Origin of the sequence: Exiguobacterium sp. SH1S1, assembly GCF_004337245.1 — a bacterium.
Classification (GTDB): domain Bacteria; phylum Bacillota; class Bacilli; order Exiguobacteriales; family Exiguobacteriaceae; genus Exiguobacterium; species Exiguobacterium aurantiacum_A.
Genome location: NZ_SJUZ01000004.1, coordinates 105063 through 120589 on the forward strand (window position 1 = coordinate 105063; position 15527 = coordinate 120589).

Sequence of the window (15527 nt, forward strand, 5' to 3'; positions counted from 1 at the left end):
CGGAGGGATGACTTTGGACGTCATTGAGCACACGTACGCAGACGGGTACCGCACGCATGTATTGCACGTCCCGGCAACGAACCCGATTGGAAATTGTTTCTTGTTTCACGGCATGCTCGAACACCACGGTAGGTATGTCGAATTCGCCGATTTTATGGCAACAACTGGATTTAACGTTTTTGTTTGCGACCTTCGCGGAGCTGGAAAATCAGCGCGTGCTCAATCCACATACGCTCACTTACTTCCAAAAGAAGGATTTGACCAAATGGTCGAAGACGCTGTCGCATTGATCGGTCACTATCAAAATGATTTGCCGACGTTTGTAATCGGACATAGTTTCGGTTCTTTGCTCGTCCGTCGTCTCGGTCAAATCATGGGTCATAACCTAGCCGGCATCGTCGCCATTTCACCGCCTCCTGGCTCTGGTTTCGTCGGCCGGCTCGGGCTTTACGCCATCGGGTCGGCAATTCGTATGAAAGGGAGCGATTACCACTCTCGCCTATTCGAACGCCTCTTGTTCGGGCGCTACAATTTAAAATTCTTCCCCGCGAAGACGGAGAACGATTGGATTTCTAGCGTCCCGGAAGAAGTGGCCTCTTACCGCAGCGACCCGGACTGCGGCGGTATCCCGACACTCGGTTACTTATATGAAGTAGCTAGCGCTTCGCTAGAGGTCACATCCCTCGCCCGTATCCATGAACATCCGAAGACGCTCCCGATTCTCTTCGTCGCCGGAACGGACGACCCGGTCGTACACGACGGGGAAGGGTTGAAAGGGATTGTTCGAAACTATCAGGCAGCAGAAGTCGAACTGACGGTGTTGTCTTACGACAATGCGCGTCACGAAGTGCTCCGCGAACGGCAACGCGACGAAGTGTGGACCGATATAAGCAGTTGGCTCTTGCGCAACCTCTAAGCTAAGACATGGAAAAACCTCCTATTAAATGGAGGTTTTTTATTTTTACATTTTAAGACAACGACTTTCTAATTCATTTACCTTTTTTGAAATTTTTCATCTTCTTTCCATTTTTTAAGTGCGCTATACTTAGACCGCGCACTACGAAGAACACTTACAGATTGAAGTATATGGAATGAAAGGGGTAACACATTGAAACCAACTATTACACGACTGAGCGCGGCCGTCCTCATCTCTAGCACAGTATTGAGCATGATCGGACCGACCGAGTCATATGCAGCAACATACGAAGGCACGGTGAATACCTCCATTTTGAACGTCCGGTCGTCTACGTCGACTTCGGCAGCGATTGTCGGCAAGTTGACGAAAGGAACTGCTGTACAAGTTTATTCGACAAGCAACAACTGGGCCCAAATCGAGTTTCAAGGCCAAAAGCGATACGTTTCTTCCTCGTACTTAACGTTGAAGTCTACCGTCACGAAAGCGGCAACAACCAAAACGTATACAGCTAATGCGACCGTCAATATGCGCTCGGCGATGACAACGAGCGCTTCAATCGTTACAACGATTCCAAAAGGTGCGACCGTCACTTACATATCGACGCACGGCGCGACTGGATCATGGTTCAAAGTCACATACGGCGGGAAAACTGGCTATGTGGCTCAACGCTACTTCTCTCAAGTAGGAGGCGAAACCGTGGCACCCCAAGCGAACCCGACGCATAGTACGACAACAAACACGACGATGCATAGCTCGATGATTTCAACGTCCCCAACCCTGATTGCGATCCCGAAAGGTGCGAAAGTAACGTTCCTCTCGGAGCACGGCGCGACCGGATCGTGGGCCAAAGTGACATACAGCGGGAAGACGGGCTATGTCGCGAAACGGAACTTGCAGCCGCTCGTGACAGTCGAACCGACAACGATGTACGTCAAATCGACATCAAGTATTTTCAATTCGATGTCGACTTCAAGAAAAGTAGTCGGCACACTTCAAATCGCGACAAGCGTTAAATTGATCTCGACACACGGTACAACCGGGTCTTGGGCGAAAGTCGCAGCCGGCTCGTTGACAGGTTACGTACCGATGCGAAACTTATCTGAGTCACAAGTCGCAGAACAGGTCACACCTTACTACGCTAAAGAGACGGCGACGATGTACTCTTCGACTTCGACGCGCGGAAACGTCCTTCAAACGATCCCGGTCGGTGCAAAAGTCGATCAGCTGTCGGCGCACGGCGCGACGGGCTCATGGTTCAAAGTTCGTTACGCAAACACGACTGGGTATGTCGCAGCACGTAACTTCTCGCTCACAGCCCCGTCGACTTCAACCGAACAATACGGACCTGAGCTTGAAGTACAAGTCATCTCAAGCGGTACGCCACTGAACGTCCGGCCGACTCCTGGGACTGGAAATGCCGCCATCGGCACCCTTATCCATGGCACGATTGTAAAAGTGAAACCTGTCTTGAATACGGAATGGGGCATCTTGACGAGCGGAAGTTTCGTCGGCGGCTATATCCATTTGAGTTATACGGCACCCGTTACGACGACGCCGCCAGCTACTGGTATCCAACGCATTGTATCGTATACAGACTATCCAATGACAGTTCGCGGGATGGCCGAACGCCAAGCCGCCAATTCCGGGCTGACAGACGCGAATAAAACGAAAGCGACTTACTTACCGCGTTCGTGGGTAAAAGTCACCGGGTCTACTGGTGTGATCACTCATACACCTCTTCAAACAGTTCGATCGATTAACTTGCAAAAAAATCCGTCAAGCAATAACGCCGAAGTGTTGGCGACAATCCCAAGCGGCGCTCTTCTTCAATATATGGAGCGTCCGAGCGGCATCTCGACGTGGTACAAAGTTTCTTATGGTCCAATGATCGGATACGTTCCGGCCTCTTCCGTTGTCGGAGAAGCAAAACTTCTTAGTTTAGATAATCTGAATTCACATGTATACGGACATATTAACCCTGGTGAAACAGTCCGTATTACGGGACAAGTCGGAAATTACTATTTAATCGGTCCGTACTACCGACCAGGCGGACATAACGTTCGTATTTACGATCATGTTTGGCGTCACGCTTCGTTGTCTGAAATTGATGCGTTTACAAACCCTGATCATTTCACAGTTGGTTCAGGTGGATTTTATCAATTCCTCGACTTGACGAAGAATGCAGGAACGACTGCCCCGATGTTGAATAAAGTCCTCAATAACAACGGCAGATTGAGCGGAACGTTAACCGATAAAGGACAACTCTTCATCGACTCAGGAAAACAATATAATGTAAATGAAGTCTATTTGCTTGCCCACGCTACACATGAAACAGGGTATGGTTCATCACTTTTATCTAAAGGGGTTCCTGTCGATAAAGACGGCAACGCATTAATTAATAATAGCGGTACACGCATCTATCCTGAACGTCCTGTTGCGGCTACAGTCTACAATATGTACGGCATCCGAGCTTCAGATAGCAATCCCGTTGTTTTAGGCGCGAAATTCGCGTTCGAGCAGAAGTGGTTCACACCAGAGATTGCAATTAAAGATGGTGCTAGATGGATTAGCGAACAATACATCAATCACCCAACCTATAAACAAAATACACTTTATAAGATGCGTTTCAACCCAGACCGACCGGGTGTGCATCAATATGCGACCGATATCGGTTGGGCTTTAAAACAAACCCATCGAATCAATAACGTGTATAGCCAACTTAATTCGTACACAGTTCACTTCGACGTACCAAAGTTCCAATAACGAACAAGAGACACGAGCCAACTTGGCTTCGTGTCTCTTTTCATGTCCATTCGATGGAATCGACGATCGCTTCGATCTCTAACTTTTCATCCGTCTTCTTGTCGGCGACGTACGTCAAAAACAACAGGCGCTTCCCGTCCGTGAGCGACCAGACGTCCAAATACATGTCGTCTTCAATCCCGCTCGCGTAAGCCGTCGTCATGCCGCCCGATTGATCCGTCACGCTCGGTGCGACTTTAATGTCGATCGGGAACTCCCCTAAAAAGGTATTCAGTTCTTGCAGCGCCGCATCTTCAGGGGCCTGGGCCTCCTCTGCTTCATAGATAGACATTTGAAGCGTGCCTTGCGCATCTTCCTCCACCGAATAGAAGCTGACGTGATCCTCTTCTTCATTGTATTCATAGTGCTCTGGGTAGGATAAACGAAGCCACCCGTCGATTTCGTATTCTTTCATGCTAATTGCTCCTTCGTTTTCTTGAATGTCAGGCCGGTGACCATTTTGGCTTGCAGCGCATATTTGAGCCGCTCCGTCACGTAAAGGCGTTGGCTGTTTCGATCTTGGGCGATCATATGTCCGCATAAATCCATCCGAACGGTTTGTCGGGACAGAAAGTAGAGACGATCCTCGCTTAACGGACGATATTCACCGGAATCCTCGAGGTGCTCGATCTCAAATCGGCGTAAGACGTTGAGCGCGCAATAGTGGTCGGTCTTGCCGGTACTCGTATGCAGTTCAACCCGGACGAGCTGGATGTCGTACGGACATAGATTCATAAAGATGGGTCCGATTCGTTCGTGGATGAGCAAGACGCCCATATCCGTCTCAATCAAATCGGGTAACGCCCCCGCGTCTTGGGAGATGCTCAAGACGACGTAGGGTCGTTCAGTCGGTGCGAGCAGTTCCCCTTTAAAAAAGCGGAACCGTTGGATGCCGGTCAATACGCGGGCCCGCCAAGCGCTGCCACGGGCTTCCGCTTCAATCCGATACAGTCGTTCTCGACTCACGACTACTCCCCCTTCAATTGTTTGAGCGCTTCGACGAATCGTTCCCACTCTTGGTCGTCGCAGACGATCTTACTTTCAATTCCCCATTCTTCCTCGATTTTCAAACGTACCTCGTTCGTTTCAACGTGGCGCGTGAGATGCAACGCTCCGATTTGAACGAACATCGGCTCGATGACCAACGTCTCGGTCGGTGAACTGACCCATTTTAGCCGGTCAGTCCGTAAAATCACATGCCACATCGACTCATGCCGCACCGAGAACGTCCATTGACGGAGCGTTACAGTTTGTTCGACTTGTTTCGCCTGGTTCATCATGCGAAACCCTTCACTCATCATCTTCAAATAAGATTTTCGTTCGCTCATACCCGTCCCACTCCCCTCTTCTATTATCTTAGCAAGACCACCTATCCGCCACAACTAATGTTTTTTCGAAAAAGGGTTTGCAAAGGTTAAATCGTGTGCTATTATATTACCGTAACGTTAAGCGTTTCGCGGGTGTAGTTTAATGGTAAAACCTCAGCCTTCCAAGCTGATGACGAGAGTTCGATTCTCTTCACCCGCTCCAATTTTTAAATCGTATACTTGAATGTGCGGGTGTAGTTTAATGGTAAAACCTCAGCCTTCCAAGCTGATGACGAGAGTTCGATTCTCTTCACCCGCTCCAATTTCCGACATATTCGCGAGGCTTAACTCGCACACATAACCACATGGTGCACACCATGTAACGAGCAGGAGGTCATTCGACTTCCTGCTCTTTTGTTTTTTGACGTCACGCTTAAATGAGACCGATTCGGGAAAAGAATTGGAGATATGAAGGAGGGATCACCATGATTCAAGTCCGCCTACAGCCATTTACCGTTTATGAGAGTGCTTTAATGCGAACCACATCGACTTTGATCGACACTGAAGACAGCCTCATCTTAATCGACCCGAACTGGTTGCCAGAAGAAGTTGCGACCATCCGTCGCGATATCGAGTTGAAGCGACAAGGTAAGAAATTGTACGTCATTTATACGCACCAGCACTATGACCATATCATCGGCGCTTACGCTTTCCCTGATGCGACCGTGATTGCTTCAAAAACGTTCGTCGAAACAGACGCCAGCGCCCAACTTGAAGAGATTAAAACGTTCTACGAACAGTATTACATCGACCGCCCGATTCAAAAGCCAGTCGTCGACATCATCATCTCCGAAGACAGTACGGTCGAGCTCGGTGCTACCCCGATCACGTTCTACTTGACGCCAGGACATGAAGCGACCCATATGTCACTCATTGTCGAACCGTTGCGTCTGCTCGTGTGCGGTGATTACGGATCGAACATCGAACCACCGTTCATTGAGCACGACGCGGAAGCGTATCTCGAATCGCTTCAAAAACTTCAATCCGCCGTCTACGAACACGAGATCCGTTGGCTCATCCCCGGCCACGGCGACCTATGTGATGACCGCAGTAAGATGATCGAGCGACTCAGCGCTGCCGAAGAATATATCCTCGCTTTGCCTGAAGAACGCGTCTGGTCCCCGCTTTGGCCTGAGCACGCCTTTTTTAACCGGGTTCACGAACGCAATCGAAAACATGTCGAACAAAAAGAGCATGAGCGCGAGGCACGCCAACGCGACTATTGACGCAAAAAAATCGCAACGTCTCCCCAAGACGTTGCGATCCCCCTATGTAAACCTATTTCTTTGTGATGCGTTCTGAACGGACCGTGAACATACGGTCAATCCCATAAATCGTCACTCCGGTAAGAGCGAGCAATCCGATCATAGCTGATGAAAACATTGACCATACCCCCATTGTTCACAAATTCGTCATAATCACCCCGTGCCTTCATTATAGAAGAAAACATTTCAAAAAGAAAGCGTTTTCTTCAAACTTTCTTCACAATTACTGATCGTTGTTTACTTCTCCTTCGTTTGTGTAGCAACATTCAAATATGTGTAGGTTTTATGGAATGTGGGAATACACTCTATAAGAATAAAAGAGACAGAAAGCTGTTCGCTGAGGAGGAAGAGGCATGATCAAATACGGCACGTTGGTGCGAGTCGAAGGGAAATACGCCGTGTTACGTTGGAACAACGGCTCAAGTTTTATCCCACGACGATTCTTGCCATCAGAAGCACGGGTTGGCGATACGATCATTCGAGATAACCACCATTATTATCTTGAAGAAGACATGACACCGAATTTCGATGCGCTCATCAAACAACATTATAAAAAGTAAACAAAGACAGACCGGTTCTCTTCCAGTCTGTCTTTGTACGTTCATTTTGTCTGTTCGCGTAACCAGTTAAAGTCGACCGGACCGACTTGTTTGGCTGTAATCACACCGTCCGGACCGACGACATACGTTGTCGGCAAAGCGACGACGCGGTACGTCTTCTCCACCGTGCCTGCTTCGTCCAATAATACCGGGAAGCTGACCGGGACTTCTTTCAAAAACGCCTCGACGTCTTGTCTGCCGCGTCGCTCATTTTTCGTGACGTTCACCCCGAGCACCGGAATCCCGGTTTCTTCGCCGAACTCGATCAATTCCGGCAGTTCTTCTCGGCAAGGCGGGCACCACGATGCCCAGAAGTTTAAGACGACTTGCTGTCCTGCGTATGCATCAAGTGCCAACGTTTCCCCTTCGATTGTCTCCAGTTCGAAGGCGGGCGCGCGTTGACCGATCTCGAGACCACCGAGAACCGTGTCGTCCGTCGCGACACGGTCAGTCTGTTCGCTCGCTTGACTCGCCTTGTATTCGTCATACCCTTTATAGCCCAGACCGGCGATGAGTCCCGCCATAATCAATCCAATAGCCAGTTTATGAAATCGCATCATTTACCCCTTGTTCTCTGTCCTATTCATTTCTAAACTTAACTTATCACATTCACTCAAAGGAGCGGAACTATCGTGCAACTTCACAATGAAAAAGTCAGTGTCACTTTGAAAGCGCAAGGCGCGGAAATGACGAGTTGGAAAGTCGACGGGACCGAGCTACTCTGGCAAGGCGACCCTACGTATTGGGGACGACAAGCCCCGATTTTATTCCCGTTCGTCGGACGGTTGTTGGATGACCGTTACTTATATGATGGCTTGACGTATACGATGAGCCAACACGGATTCGCTCGCGATGAGACGTTCGAAGTCGCAGAATCGTCTGATACACACGTCCGGTTCGTTCTCCGTGACTCGGTCGAGACACAGAAACACTATCCGTTCCCGTTCGAACTTCACGTGGACTATCGACTGATCGGCGAGGAATTGAACGTGACATATCGCGTCCGAAACGGCGGCGACGAGGTGTTACCGTTCAGCATCGGCGGACACCCTGCCTTCAATATCCCGTTCGCGGGCGGGGTGTTCGAAGAGTATACAATCGATTTCGGTGAGACGCGCTCACTTGATCGCTTATTGTTAGAGGGTCCTTATTTGACCGGCGCCTATCAACCGCTCGGCGAACGTCGCTACATCCCGCTCTCGCATCACTTGTTCGACCAAGACGCTTTAATTTTCGAAAATATCGAGTATGCTGCACTGCGCCACCAACCGAGCGGTCGCGCCATCGTCATGGAGTGCCCGACATTCACCCATTTCGGGATTTGGTCACCGCCTCAGTCTGACGCCCCGTTCGCCTGCCTCGAACCTTGGTTCGGTCATGCCGATTATAAAGGACATCGTAAAGACATCCGTCAAAAAGAAGATATGCAGTTGCTCGCACCGAACGAAACGTTCGAAGCGACTTACACGCTCTATACGGAATGAAAAAACGTGCTGACCGCATTGGTCAGCACGTTTTCGTTAGAAGCGGCTTTCTTGTTCCGCCTCATACTCTGAAGGCGGTTTTTTCATGACAATCGCGAGCACGATATAAATTAACAAGCCCGGTCCGCCGAATAAGGCGAGTACGACGAAGATGATCCGCATCAACGTCACGTCTACTCCGAGGTACTTCCCGAGCCCCGAGCAAACGCCTGCTATCATTTGGTCAGACGGATCTTTGTACAGTTTTCGTTCCATCAAGACACCTTCTCCTTCATTTTTTCGGTCATCGCTGTGGTCGACGAAGTGTCGTTCTTCCAGCTGTCGCGGCTTCGCCTCGACTATCAAAATCGAGTGCATCGTTGATCGGTGTACTTCCTGATCTAATTTCAATCCGACGTCCGTACAAGCCCCGATTATCGAGCGAGGCAGCAATGACTGTCGCGACGTCCGTCTCGGAAATCGTGGCGCCTGAGGCGTCACTTAAGTCTTCTGAAGCTTCGATCGACCCTTTTCCAGGTCCATCTATAATTGCCACTGGGCAAATGATCGTGTAGTTCAAGCCGCTATGTTCGATATACTCATCGGCCGCATTATTCGCAGACAAGAAGTTGTAATGTTCTTTCGGGCCCGCGTCTGGTCGATCGGCACCGTATGCGCTTAGTAAGACCACGTGACGGACGCGCTCTTTTTTAGCGGCGTCAATCGCTTTCATCGCGACGTTCCGGTCAAGCAGTTCAATCTCTTTGCTCGTGCCTTCAGCACCTGCTGTCGCAGCGACGATGACGGCGTCTTGGCCAGCGGTCGCCTCGTGAATCTTTTTATCAAGCTCTTTTTCAACATCGACGGTGAGCACGCGCGCACCCATTTTTTCGTACTCTGCTTGCAGTTCAGGATAACGAATTAAAGCGGTCACTTGATGCGTTTTCGCTAAACTTTTCAAGACACGTCTACCGATCTTTCCTGTTGCTCCAATGACTAAAACTTTCATTCAAATTTCCCTCCTCAAAAGAGTAGTTCATTTGATTAAAATTCCTCTTTCCGTACGGAATCAAACCCGTTTCGCAAAATTATCTCACAGTTCCCCACATCGTTAAGTCGAGCGCGTCACGAATCGATTGGACGCTCTCTTCATTCGGTTGGTAATAGTAGATGTTGTCAATGTAAGCATCTTGTCCGTCGACTTGAAGTTTGTTCACTTCGGGTTGAAGCATCATCGTGAGGCCAACCGACGCCATTTGCAGCGGATTCATTTCGAGCCCCATCTCATCTTTCATAAAACTGTACGTGGCCGGGATCTTCGACCATCCGGCCGGGCTTACCAACTTGTCGGCCACTGCCGACATGACTTCGGTTTGGCGACTTGAACGGGCACCGTCTGTATCCGATTTACGATGTCGCGCGTAGGCGAGCGCCATATCCCCGTCCATCGAATACGATACACCTTCCGTGTATTCATACGTTTGATTAAACCCCTTTTCGCTGAACGAATGGGTGGCCGTGATGTTCACTCCGCCGACGACGTCGATCAATTCCATGAACGTCTCGAACGTGATGACGACTTGACCGTCGACCGAAGTCTCGGTCAATCCTTCGACTGCACCGACCGTACACTCAGCGCCTCCATAAGCGAAGGCATGGGTAATCTTATCGCCTTCGCGCTCAGGTTCACAAGGGATCGTCGTATACGTATCTCGTGGAATCGATACGTTTTGAACGGTCCGCGAACGCGGGACGAACTCCATCAACTGAAGCGAATCGGTTCGTGAACCGGACACCGATTCGCCGACACGGGCGTCACTGCCCATGACTAAGAACGTAACTGGGTTTGATGCCATATAACCGACCCCGATCACGAGGAGCAACAAGACGAGCAAGAGCTTTCCTTTCCAACTTCGGCGCTTGCGCTTGTCTTTTTGCGGCTTTTGTTTCGGCGGTACGCTGCTTTGCTGCTTCGGAACACGCTCTTTCGTGTCATGAGAGCGAGGTTCTCGCTTGTCCTCACGCTTTTGGCGCTTCGCTTTTTTCCCGAACGGCATCTTCAGTTTAGGTGCCTGAACCTTCCGTTTTCGATTATTGTTCGTCTCGGTCCGTTTTTCATCGGAACGATCTAAAAATGGATGGTCTTGTCCTTCCGCTTGCTTCGACTCTGGTGAAGGGCGAATCACTTCGTCTTCCGCCTCACCCGGATTCACTTGTTCATCGCGAGACAGTTCTTCTAGCCGCTCGCGTTCTAATTCACGTCTGCGTCGTTCGACACGTGAGAGTTGTTGATCGTCATTCATATGATGTACCTCTATAGTTTAGATTTTCCTACATTATCATCGACAAACTCTATTCTGACAACGGTTAGCGCAAAAATCCGTCTTAAGCATGAGACGCGAGGATTGTTTTAAATGAAAAGCGGGAAAGGAATAATAATCGGTGTCTGCCTATAAACGAGACATGGCAGCCCGTTCGATGTCCTTTGAAGGGAGGGAGAGCTAATGCGCATCGGGAAGCTCCGCATGTTACTTGAACAGTACGGAGAGACGACTCTTCGCGATTTAGTCGTCGAAATGTACCGAAACACCCCTAAAGCCGTTATCGAAGAAAAAGATATGGATTACATGATTAGTCAGTTCACTCGTTACAAAGAACAAAAATCGTCAGACGAGCGACATTCGCTCTCGCAGACAGTAATCCTCGCTGAACGCTTCGTGGAATTGGCTTACGATCACCTCTACTTGCTGCCAAATCAAATCATGAGCGAACGCGATCAAAAGAATTGGTATATACACGCCAAGAAAATCATTCGTGACTTATCGTATTACGCCGAAGATGAAGCAGAGGCACGGACGATGTATGAGGAAATGTTTTTACTCTTGTCCTCTTCGGCAGGGGAAGAGCCCCTATTTTCAACAAGTGACCCGTTTCGACTGCTGAAACTCTCGCAAACCACGATGCTCACTCAATTGATTCATTACTATCAACTCGACGCCCCCACCTCCGACGTGTGGATCGATCGTTCTTTGTACACGGCGCTCCACGTCCCAAAAGATGTTGATTCGACACGGGTCGACTTACTCTCTACACTTCTTGAGCAACCCTACACTTCGTTTGAATGGAATTTATTCCATCAACGCATCATCACACTTTGTGAACGGACACTTGCCAAAGCCCCGTCCGATGACAGTGCACTTGAGGACTATCAAGCACTTAAAATGCTTGAACTCGAACTCCTCGTTGAGCGCGGACAATTGTCAGAAGCTGAACGGAAGTTGTTTTCTGAGTACATCCCCTTCTTCTCACACCGTTCAGAACCGTTCAAAGTGTATGTCAATATGCTCGAGAGCCGCGGACATTCTGATGAAACGAAACGACTTCGCCGGCTAGCCAAAGAGAAACGCATCCAATTTTAAAAAAAAGGGAGTCAACCGACGGCGTCGGTTGACTCCAAAACATGATATGAACGAGGGGTGTTCATCTGAAAAGAGGAGTGGAAGTTGGTGCAGAACTTCCTTCCTACATACCTAGTATAAAAGATATTTGAAACCGCTTCCGGGATAGTTATTGCAGTTTTGTGAACGTTTTCACGTTATTCAATCGCGTTAATAATGCCCAACCCGATCACTGACAACAGAACAATTAAAACGAAAATAAACACCATCTCATTTGGTGACCGGAAGCCTTCGTATAACTCGACCTGTTCTTCAACGATGACATTGTCATGGACTACAATCGGTTCAGTCTCGGCAAGAGCCGTGGCCGGGACACCGACCAATAGCAGCGCCAACCATAAACTTATTACGTATCGCATATCATACTCCTGTCGTTTTTTCTCACTGACAGTATAGCACGTCTCTCTCGCTTCGACCCATTCGTTTCTCCTCTTCCCACCGGAAAAGTTTAACAAATCTCACAGCCCCTTCGTTGCTCTAAACTTCCTCGTTCCGACACGGATCACACTTCGATAAAATGCTCATTCCAAAGCCATTTCCCTCACCATTCCCCTTTAAAAATCTGACTTTCCACGTGTCAAAACAGTAATCAAACATGATGAATGTTCATAAAATGAACACGACATTTTTCAATTGGTAGCCCTTACAATTTAAGGGTAGTGATTATTTTAGAAGAAAGAAGGATTCCTCATGAAACGGACGCTTATATTCGCGGAGTGTCGCCAAATCCAACCTAAAAAACGTTCACTGCTTCACCAATTGTACAACCCGGGCGAGTCGCCTCACATCCTCGCCATCCGACCACACCAATATGTCCATGCGGCCTGGCAAGGAGATGTTCCCGTCGCAGCAATCGCCTCCGACTATAGCGATTATGCAACGGATCAGATGATCCGGCTCACGCACGAGGCGTATCGGGACCGCTATGTCTTCCGAGGTTTGCTCGACCGACTGATCCGTGAGATACGTCGAAACAGTATACATGACACAACGTTGCTGTTACACGTCAAACAAGACCACGACCAAGATAAGCGTCGAATGTTTGAAGTGCTCGGTTTTGATCCATATCACGAGACTGTCACTTACACATTGCCGCTCATCCCTTTCCAAAAATATACATACGAGAACTGGTCGCTTCACGTTGATTATTTTGCGACACACTCTAGCTGGCTCGCCTACCGAAATCAATATGCGCATATGCTGACTGATGTGTTGCCGCTGACTGCATCACGACTGCTCGAGCATGAACGTCGTCAGGAAGTCTTCCATTCCCTTAAATTGAAAGGGAAAATCGTCGGCATCATGCGATCAAGAATTGGATCTGGACGACTGGACGTATATGAACTCCACGTGTCAGGTAGCGATGAATTGATTCAAGAGGCCGTGTCTTTTATTCAGCAAGAATTTTATTTCCGGTTCAGGTCGCTTGAACAGATTCGGGTCACGTTGACTTCGCTCCAACCAGAGCTACGATACGCTTTGATCCGACAAGGCGGATCGCCAACCCAAGCAGGAACCTACACGATGATTAAAGAAGTGGCGCCTTCCGCGCCATCGTTTCCACTCAATTAGAAAAAGACGCTAAACGTCACGTCCTTTTCACGGAAAGGATTCGTTCGTTTGGCGTCTTTTCTTCATTCAGCAGCGTTTGCCGATTCGATTGCTAAGGGTGGCATCTCTTCGAACAGCACGGTTCGAAGCCCGATATCACGTCGGTCCAACGATTCAATCCGATCGAATTGAATTTCACGGTCCGCGACACTGAACCAATACGTGATGTGAGGTTCATCCGTGAAGCGAAGCGCATAATTCGAACCGTTCAAATGAAAATCCACTTCGGTCGAAAGGATTTCTGCCGGGCCGATTTTTTTGTGGGTCGTCAGTCGTTCGAGAACGACTTGCTCCTCATTGATCTGATAATCGACAAATGTCGCAAGTGAGAGTCCAAACACAAATGATACCAGCGCGAACGCGCTGATCAATCCAAGAGTGATCTTTCCGTTCATGTCGCCGTCCCTCCCTCTTCTACTATATCGGATTTTGCTAAAACGTTGTGAAGTGACATTTTGTTCAAGTTTCGGCAAACTAGAGCAAGAGGAGGGATTAGTATGCAAATTGACCACATCGGGATCGCTGTTCGCGACTTAGACGAAGCGATCTCGTTTTACACGAACGTGTTACAAGGAAAACTTGTCGACCGTTATACGAATACGGCAGCCGGTGTCGAAACCGAGCTCGCCGTGATTCACGTCGGTGAAGACGTGATCGAGTTGCTCTTGCCGACAAGTTCGACGAGCCCGATCGCCCGATTCATGAAAGCACGCGGCAAAGGCGTTCACCACATCGCCTATCGGGTCGATGATTTAGAAGCATCGATTGCCGCTTTGAAACGCGACGGCATCACGTTTTTAGAAGATACGCTCCGAACGACGGCAAAAGGCCGACGCCTCATCTATATGGACCCACGCCACTCGGGCGGGGTCATCGTCGAACTATGTGATTATCCGGCAATGAAGCAGTGAGGGACATCCCTCACTGCTTCATTATTGTCCGCTCGATAATATCACGATTTTTCGCTTTCAACCGTTCGTTGTGCGACGACACCATCGCCGACTTCGTCGCGTCCGGATCGATGAACGTCTTGGCCCGGTTGACCGCGTTAGCCGCATCTTGGAACGCTCCCGCAATCAGATGCACCTTGCCTTCATGCGTCAAAATATCGCCCGCCGCATAAAGTCCAGGTACTGACGATTCGCTGCTCGCGTTCCCGTTCACATAGAACCCATCCACCATCTCGACTTTTAATTCGCTGTCGTTGAGGAGAGCCGAGTCCTGTTCGTAGCCGTGGTTGATGACCACTTCATCGACCTCGACCAATTCACTTGCCCCGGTCCCGCAATCGATGAGCTTGACGGCATGGATCGTCGTGCCATCATTGGAAATCAAGTCCTCGATCGTTGTATGAAGTCGACAGTCGACTCGGCCACAGAGGAGCTTGTCGACTTGCGATTCATGCCCTTTGAGCGCTTCTTTTCGATACGTCAAAATCACGCGCTCCGCAATCGGCTCAAGTTCGTTCGCCCAATCGATGGCGCTGTTGCCGCCACCGGAAATCAATACCGTCTTCCCTTTAAAACGCATCAACGACTTAACCGTATAATGAAGGTTCGAGACTTCGAACCGCTCCGCCCCGCTGATCTCAATTTTTTGAGGTTGTAAAATACCGCTCCCCGTCGCGACGATGACCGTCTTTGACACGTGCCGGCCGTTCGTCGTATCGAGCACGAAATGACCAGTATGATCTTTCGCCATCGATTCTACTTTCTCGCCGAGCACGACGGTCGGATCGAACGTGAGACCTTGCTCGATCAATTGTTCGATGAGGCGGGCACCCGTCGTCGGGGTGACGCCACCGATATCCCAAATCATCTTCTCCGGATAGACATGGATCTTACCACCGAGATGCGGTTGAAATTCGATCAACTTCGTCTTCATCCCGCGCAACCCGCTATAAAAAGCGGCATACAATCCCGCCGGACCGCCACCAATGATTGTTACGTCGTACACGTCCTGTTCGCTCATCCGCTCCATCCTCCTTAAACATTTACCGTCACTGATTATCATTCTCATTTAATATACATCGAAATTTTAGTTCAG

General features: G+C 49.3%; 18 protein-coding genes and 2 tRNA genes. 10 read left to right on the forward strand and 10 right to left on the reverse strand.

Features of this window, described 5'->3' with window-relative positions:
* Nucleotides 1–13 precede the first annotated feature (13 nt).
* Nucleotides 14–916 (forward strand): alpha/beta fold hydrolase, encoded by a 903-nt coding sequence (locus EVJ23_RS09470; RefSeq protein WP_131465701.1) that lies wholly within the window; start codon nt 14–16, stop codon nt 914–916.
* A gap of 192 nt (nt 917–1108) precedes the next feature.
* A complete protein-coding gene (locus tag EVJ23_RS09475) occupies nt 1109–3679 on the forward strand; it encodes an SH3 domain-containing protein (RefSeq protein ID WP_131465703.1) in 2571 nt (856 codons plus the stop codon).
* A gap of 40 nt (nt 3680–3719) precedes the next feature.
* Here the strand turns inward: EVJ23_RS09475 and EVJ23_RS09480 are convergent, their stop codons facing one another.
* From EVJ23_RS09480 to EVJ23_RS09490, 3 genes are read right to left on the reverse strand one after another with little or no spacing between them, the layout of a single operon-like run.
* A complete protein-coding gene (locus EVJ23_RS09480; RefSeq protein WP_070328880.1) occupies nt 3720–4133 on the reverse strand; it encodes a hypothetical protein in 414 nt (137 codons plus the stop codon).
* Nucleotides 4130–4684 (reverse strand): hypothetical protein, encoded by a 555-nt coding sequence (locus EVJ23_RS09485; RefSeq protein ID WP_070328879.1) that lies wholly within the window; start codon nt 4682–4684, stop codon nt 4130–4132. The genes EVJ23_RS09480 and EVJ23_RS09485 overlap by 4 nt, the downstream gene beginning before the upstream one ends.
* Before the next feature lie 2 nt (nt 4685–4686).
* On the reverse strand, nt 4687–5046 hold the full coding sequence (locus tag EVJ23_RS09490) for a hypothetical protein (protein ID WP_131441135.1): 360 nt from the start codon (nt 5044–5046) through the stop codon (nt 4687–4689).
* Nucleotides 5047–5174: 128 nt separating this feature from the next.
* Here EVJ23_RS09490 and EVJ23_RS09495 point away from each other — a divergent pair.
* The 4 genes from EVJ23_RS09495 (at nt 5175) to EVJ23_RS09510 (ending at nt 6910) form a co-directional block, all read left to right on the forward strand.
* Nucleotides 5175–5248, forward strand: a tRNA-Gly gene (locus tag EVJ23_RS09495).
* Nucleotides 5249–5273: 25 nt separating this feature from the next.
* Nucleotides 5274–5347 (forward strand) — tRNA-Gly (locus EVJ23_RS09500).
* A gap of 163 nt (nt 5348–5510) precedes the next feature.
* A complete protein-coding gene (locus EVJ23_RS09505; RefSeq protein ID WP_131465705.1) occupies nt 5511–6311 on the forward strand; it encodes an MBL fold metallo-hydrolase in 801 nt (266 codons plus the stop codon).
* 392 nt (nt 6312–6703) lie between these two features.
* Nucleotides 6704–6910, forward strand: coding sequence for a DUF3006 domain-containing protein (locus EVJ23_RS09510; RefSeq protein ID WP_016508383.1), 207 nt, complete (start codon nt 6704–6706; stop codon nt 6908–6910).
* A 41-nt stretch (nt 6911–6951) separates the two neighbouring features.
* Here the strand turns inward: EVJ23_RS09510 and EVJ23_RS09515 are convergent, their stop codons facing one another.
* Complete coding sequence (locus EVJ23_RS09515; RefSeq protein WP_070328877.1) at nt 6952–7506, reverse strand: TlpA family protein disulfide reductase; 555 nt, start codon at nt 7504–7506, stop codon at nt 6952–6954.
* A 75-nt stretch (nt 7507–7581) separates the two neighbouring features.
* Here EVJ23_RS09515 and EVJ23_RS09520 point away from each other — a divergent pair, with 75 nt between their 5' ends.
* Nucleotides 7582–8433, forward strand: a complete 852-nt coding sequence (locus EVJ23_RS09520) for an aldose 1-epimerase family protein (RefSeq protein ID WP_233589682.1) — start codon at nt 7582–7584, stop codon at nt 8431–8433.
* Between the two features lie 36 nt (nt 8434–8469).
* Here EVJ23_RS09520 and EVJ23_RS09525 read toward each other — a convergent pair whose 3' ends face one another.
* The 3 genes from EVJ23_RS09525 to EVJ23_RS09535 form a co-directional block, all read right to left on the reverse strand.
* Entirely contained in the window at nt 8470–8688 is a 219-nt protein-coding gene (locus tag EVJ23_RS09525) for a PspC domain-containing protein (protein ID WP_016508377.1), read from the reverse strand.
* A gap of 28 nt (nt 8689–8716) precedes the next feature.
* The gene (locus EVJ23_RS09530) at nt 8717–9421 is read right to left on the reverse strand and encodes an SDR family oxidoreductase (RefSeq protein ID WP_071399121.1); all 705 of its coding nucleotides are present in this window, start codon (nt 9419–9421) and stop codon (nt 8717–8719) included.
* Between the two features lie 79 nt (nt 9422–9500).
* On the reverse strand, nt 9501–10715 hold the full coding sequence (locus EVJ23_RS09535; protein ID WP_131465707.1) for an LCP family protein: 1215 nt from the start codon (nt 10713–10715) through the stop codon (nt 9501–9503).
* Nucleotides 10716–10916: 201 nt separating this feature from the next.
* On the opposite strand from EVJ23_RS09535, the gene EVJ23_RS09540 reads away from it, so the two are divergent.
* Nucleotides 10917–11831: a hypothetical protein gene (locus EVJ23_RS09540; RefSeq protein WP_070328874.1), complete on the forward strand. Its 915-nt coding sequence runs from the start codon at nt 10917–10919 to the stop codon at nt 11829–11831.
* A 176-nt stretch (nt 11832–12007) separates the two neighbouring features.
* Here EVJ23_RS09540 and EVJ23_RS09545 read toward each other — a convergent pair whose 3' ends face one another.
* Nucleotides 12008–12229: a hypothetical protein gene (locus EVJ23_RS09545; protein ID WP_035385937.1), complete on the reverse strand. Its 222-nt coding sequence runs from the start codon at nt 12227–12229 to the stop codon at nt 12008–12010.
* Between the two features lie 331 nt (nt 12230–12560).
* Between EVJ23_RS09545 and EVJ23_RS09550 the strand changes: the two genes are divergently transcribed.
* The gene (locus EVJ23_RS09550) at nt 12561–13442 is read left to right on the forward strand and encodes a hypothetical protein (RefSeq protein ID WP_131465709.1); all 882 of its coding nucleotides are present in this window, start codon (nt 12561–12563) and stop codon (nt 13440–13442) included.
* A 62-nt stretch (nt 13443–13504) separates the two neighbouring features.
* Here EVJ23_RS09550 and EVJ23_RS09555 read toward each other — a convergent pair whose 3' ends face one another.
* Nucleotides 13505–13876: a hypothetical protein gene (locus EVJ23_RS09555; protein WP_070328872.1), complete on the reverse strand. Its 372-nt coding sequence runs from the start codon at nt 13874–13876 to the stop codon at nt 13505–13507.
* 102 nt (nt 13877–13978) lie between these two features.
* Here EVJ23_RS09555 and EVJ23_RS09560 point away from each other — a divergent pair, with 102 nt between their 5' ends.
* A complete protein-coding gene (locus tag EVJ23_RS09560) occupies nt 13979–14392 on the forward strand; it encodes a VOC family protein (RefSeq protein WP_131465711.1) in 414 nt (137 codons plus the stop codon).
* 10 nt (nt 14393–14402) lie between these two features.
* Here EVJ23_RS09560 and EVJ23_RS09565 read toward each other — a convergent pair whose 3' ends face one another.
* The gene (locus EVJ23_RS09565; RefSeq protein WP_070328870.1) at nt 14403–15452 is read right to left on the reverse strand and encodes an NAD(P)/FAD-dependent oxidoreductase; all 1050 of its coding nucleotides are present in this window, start codon (nt 15450–15452) and stop codon (nt 14403–14405) included.
* Nucleotides 15453–15527: the final 75 nt, after the last annotated feature.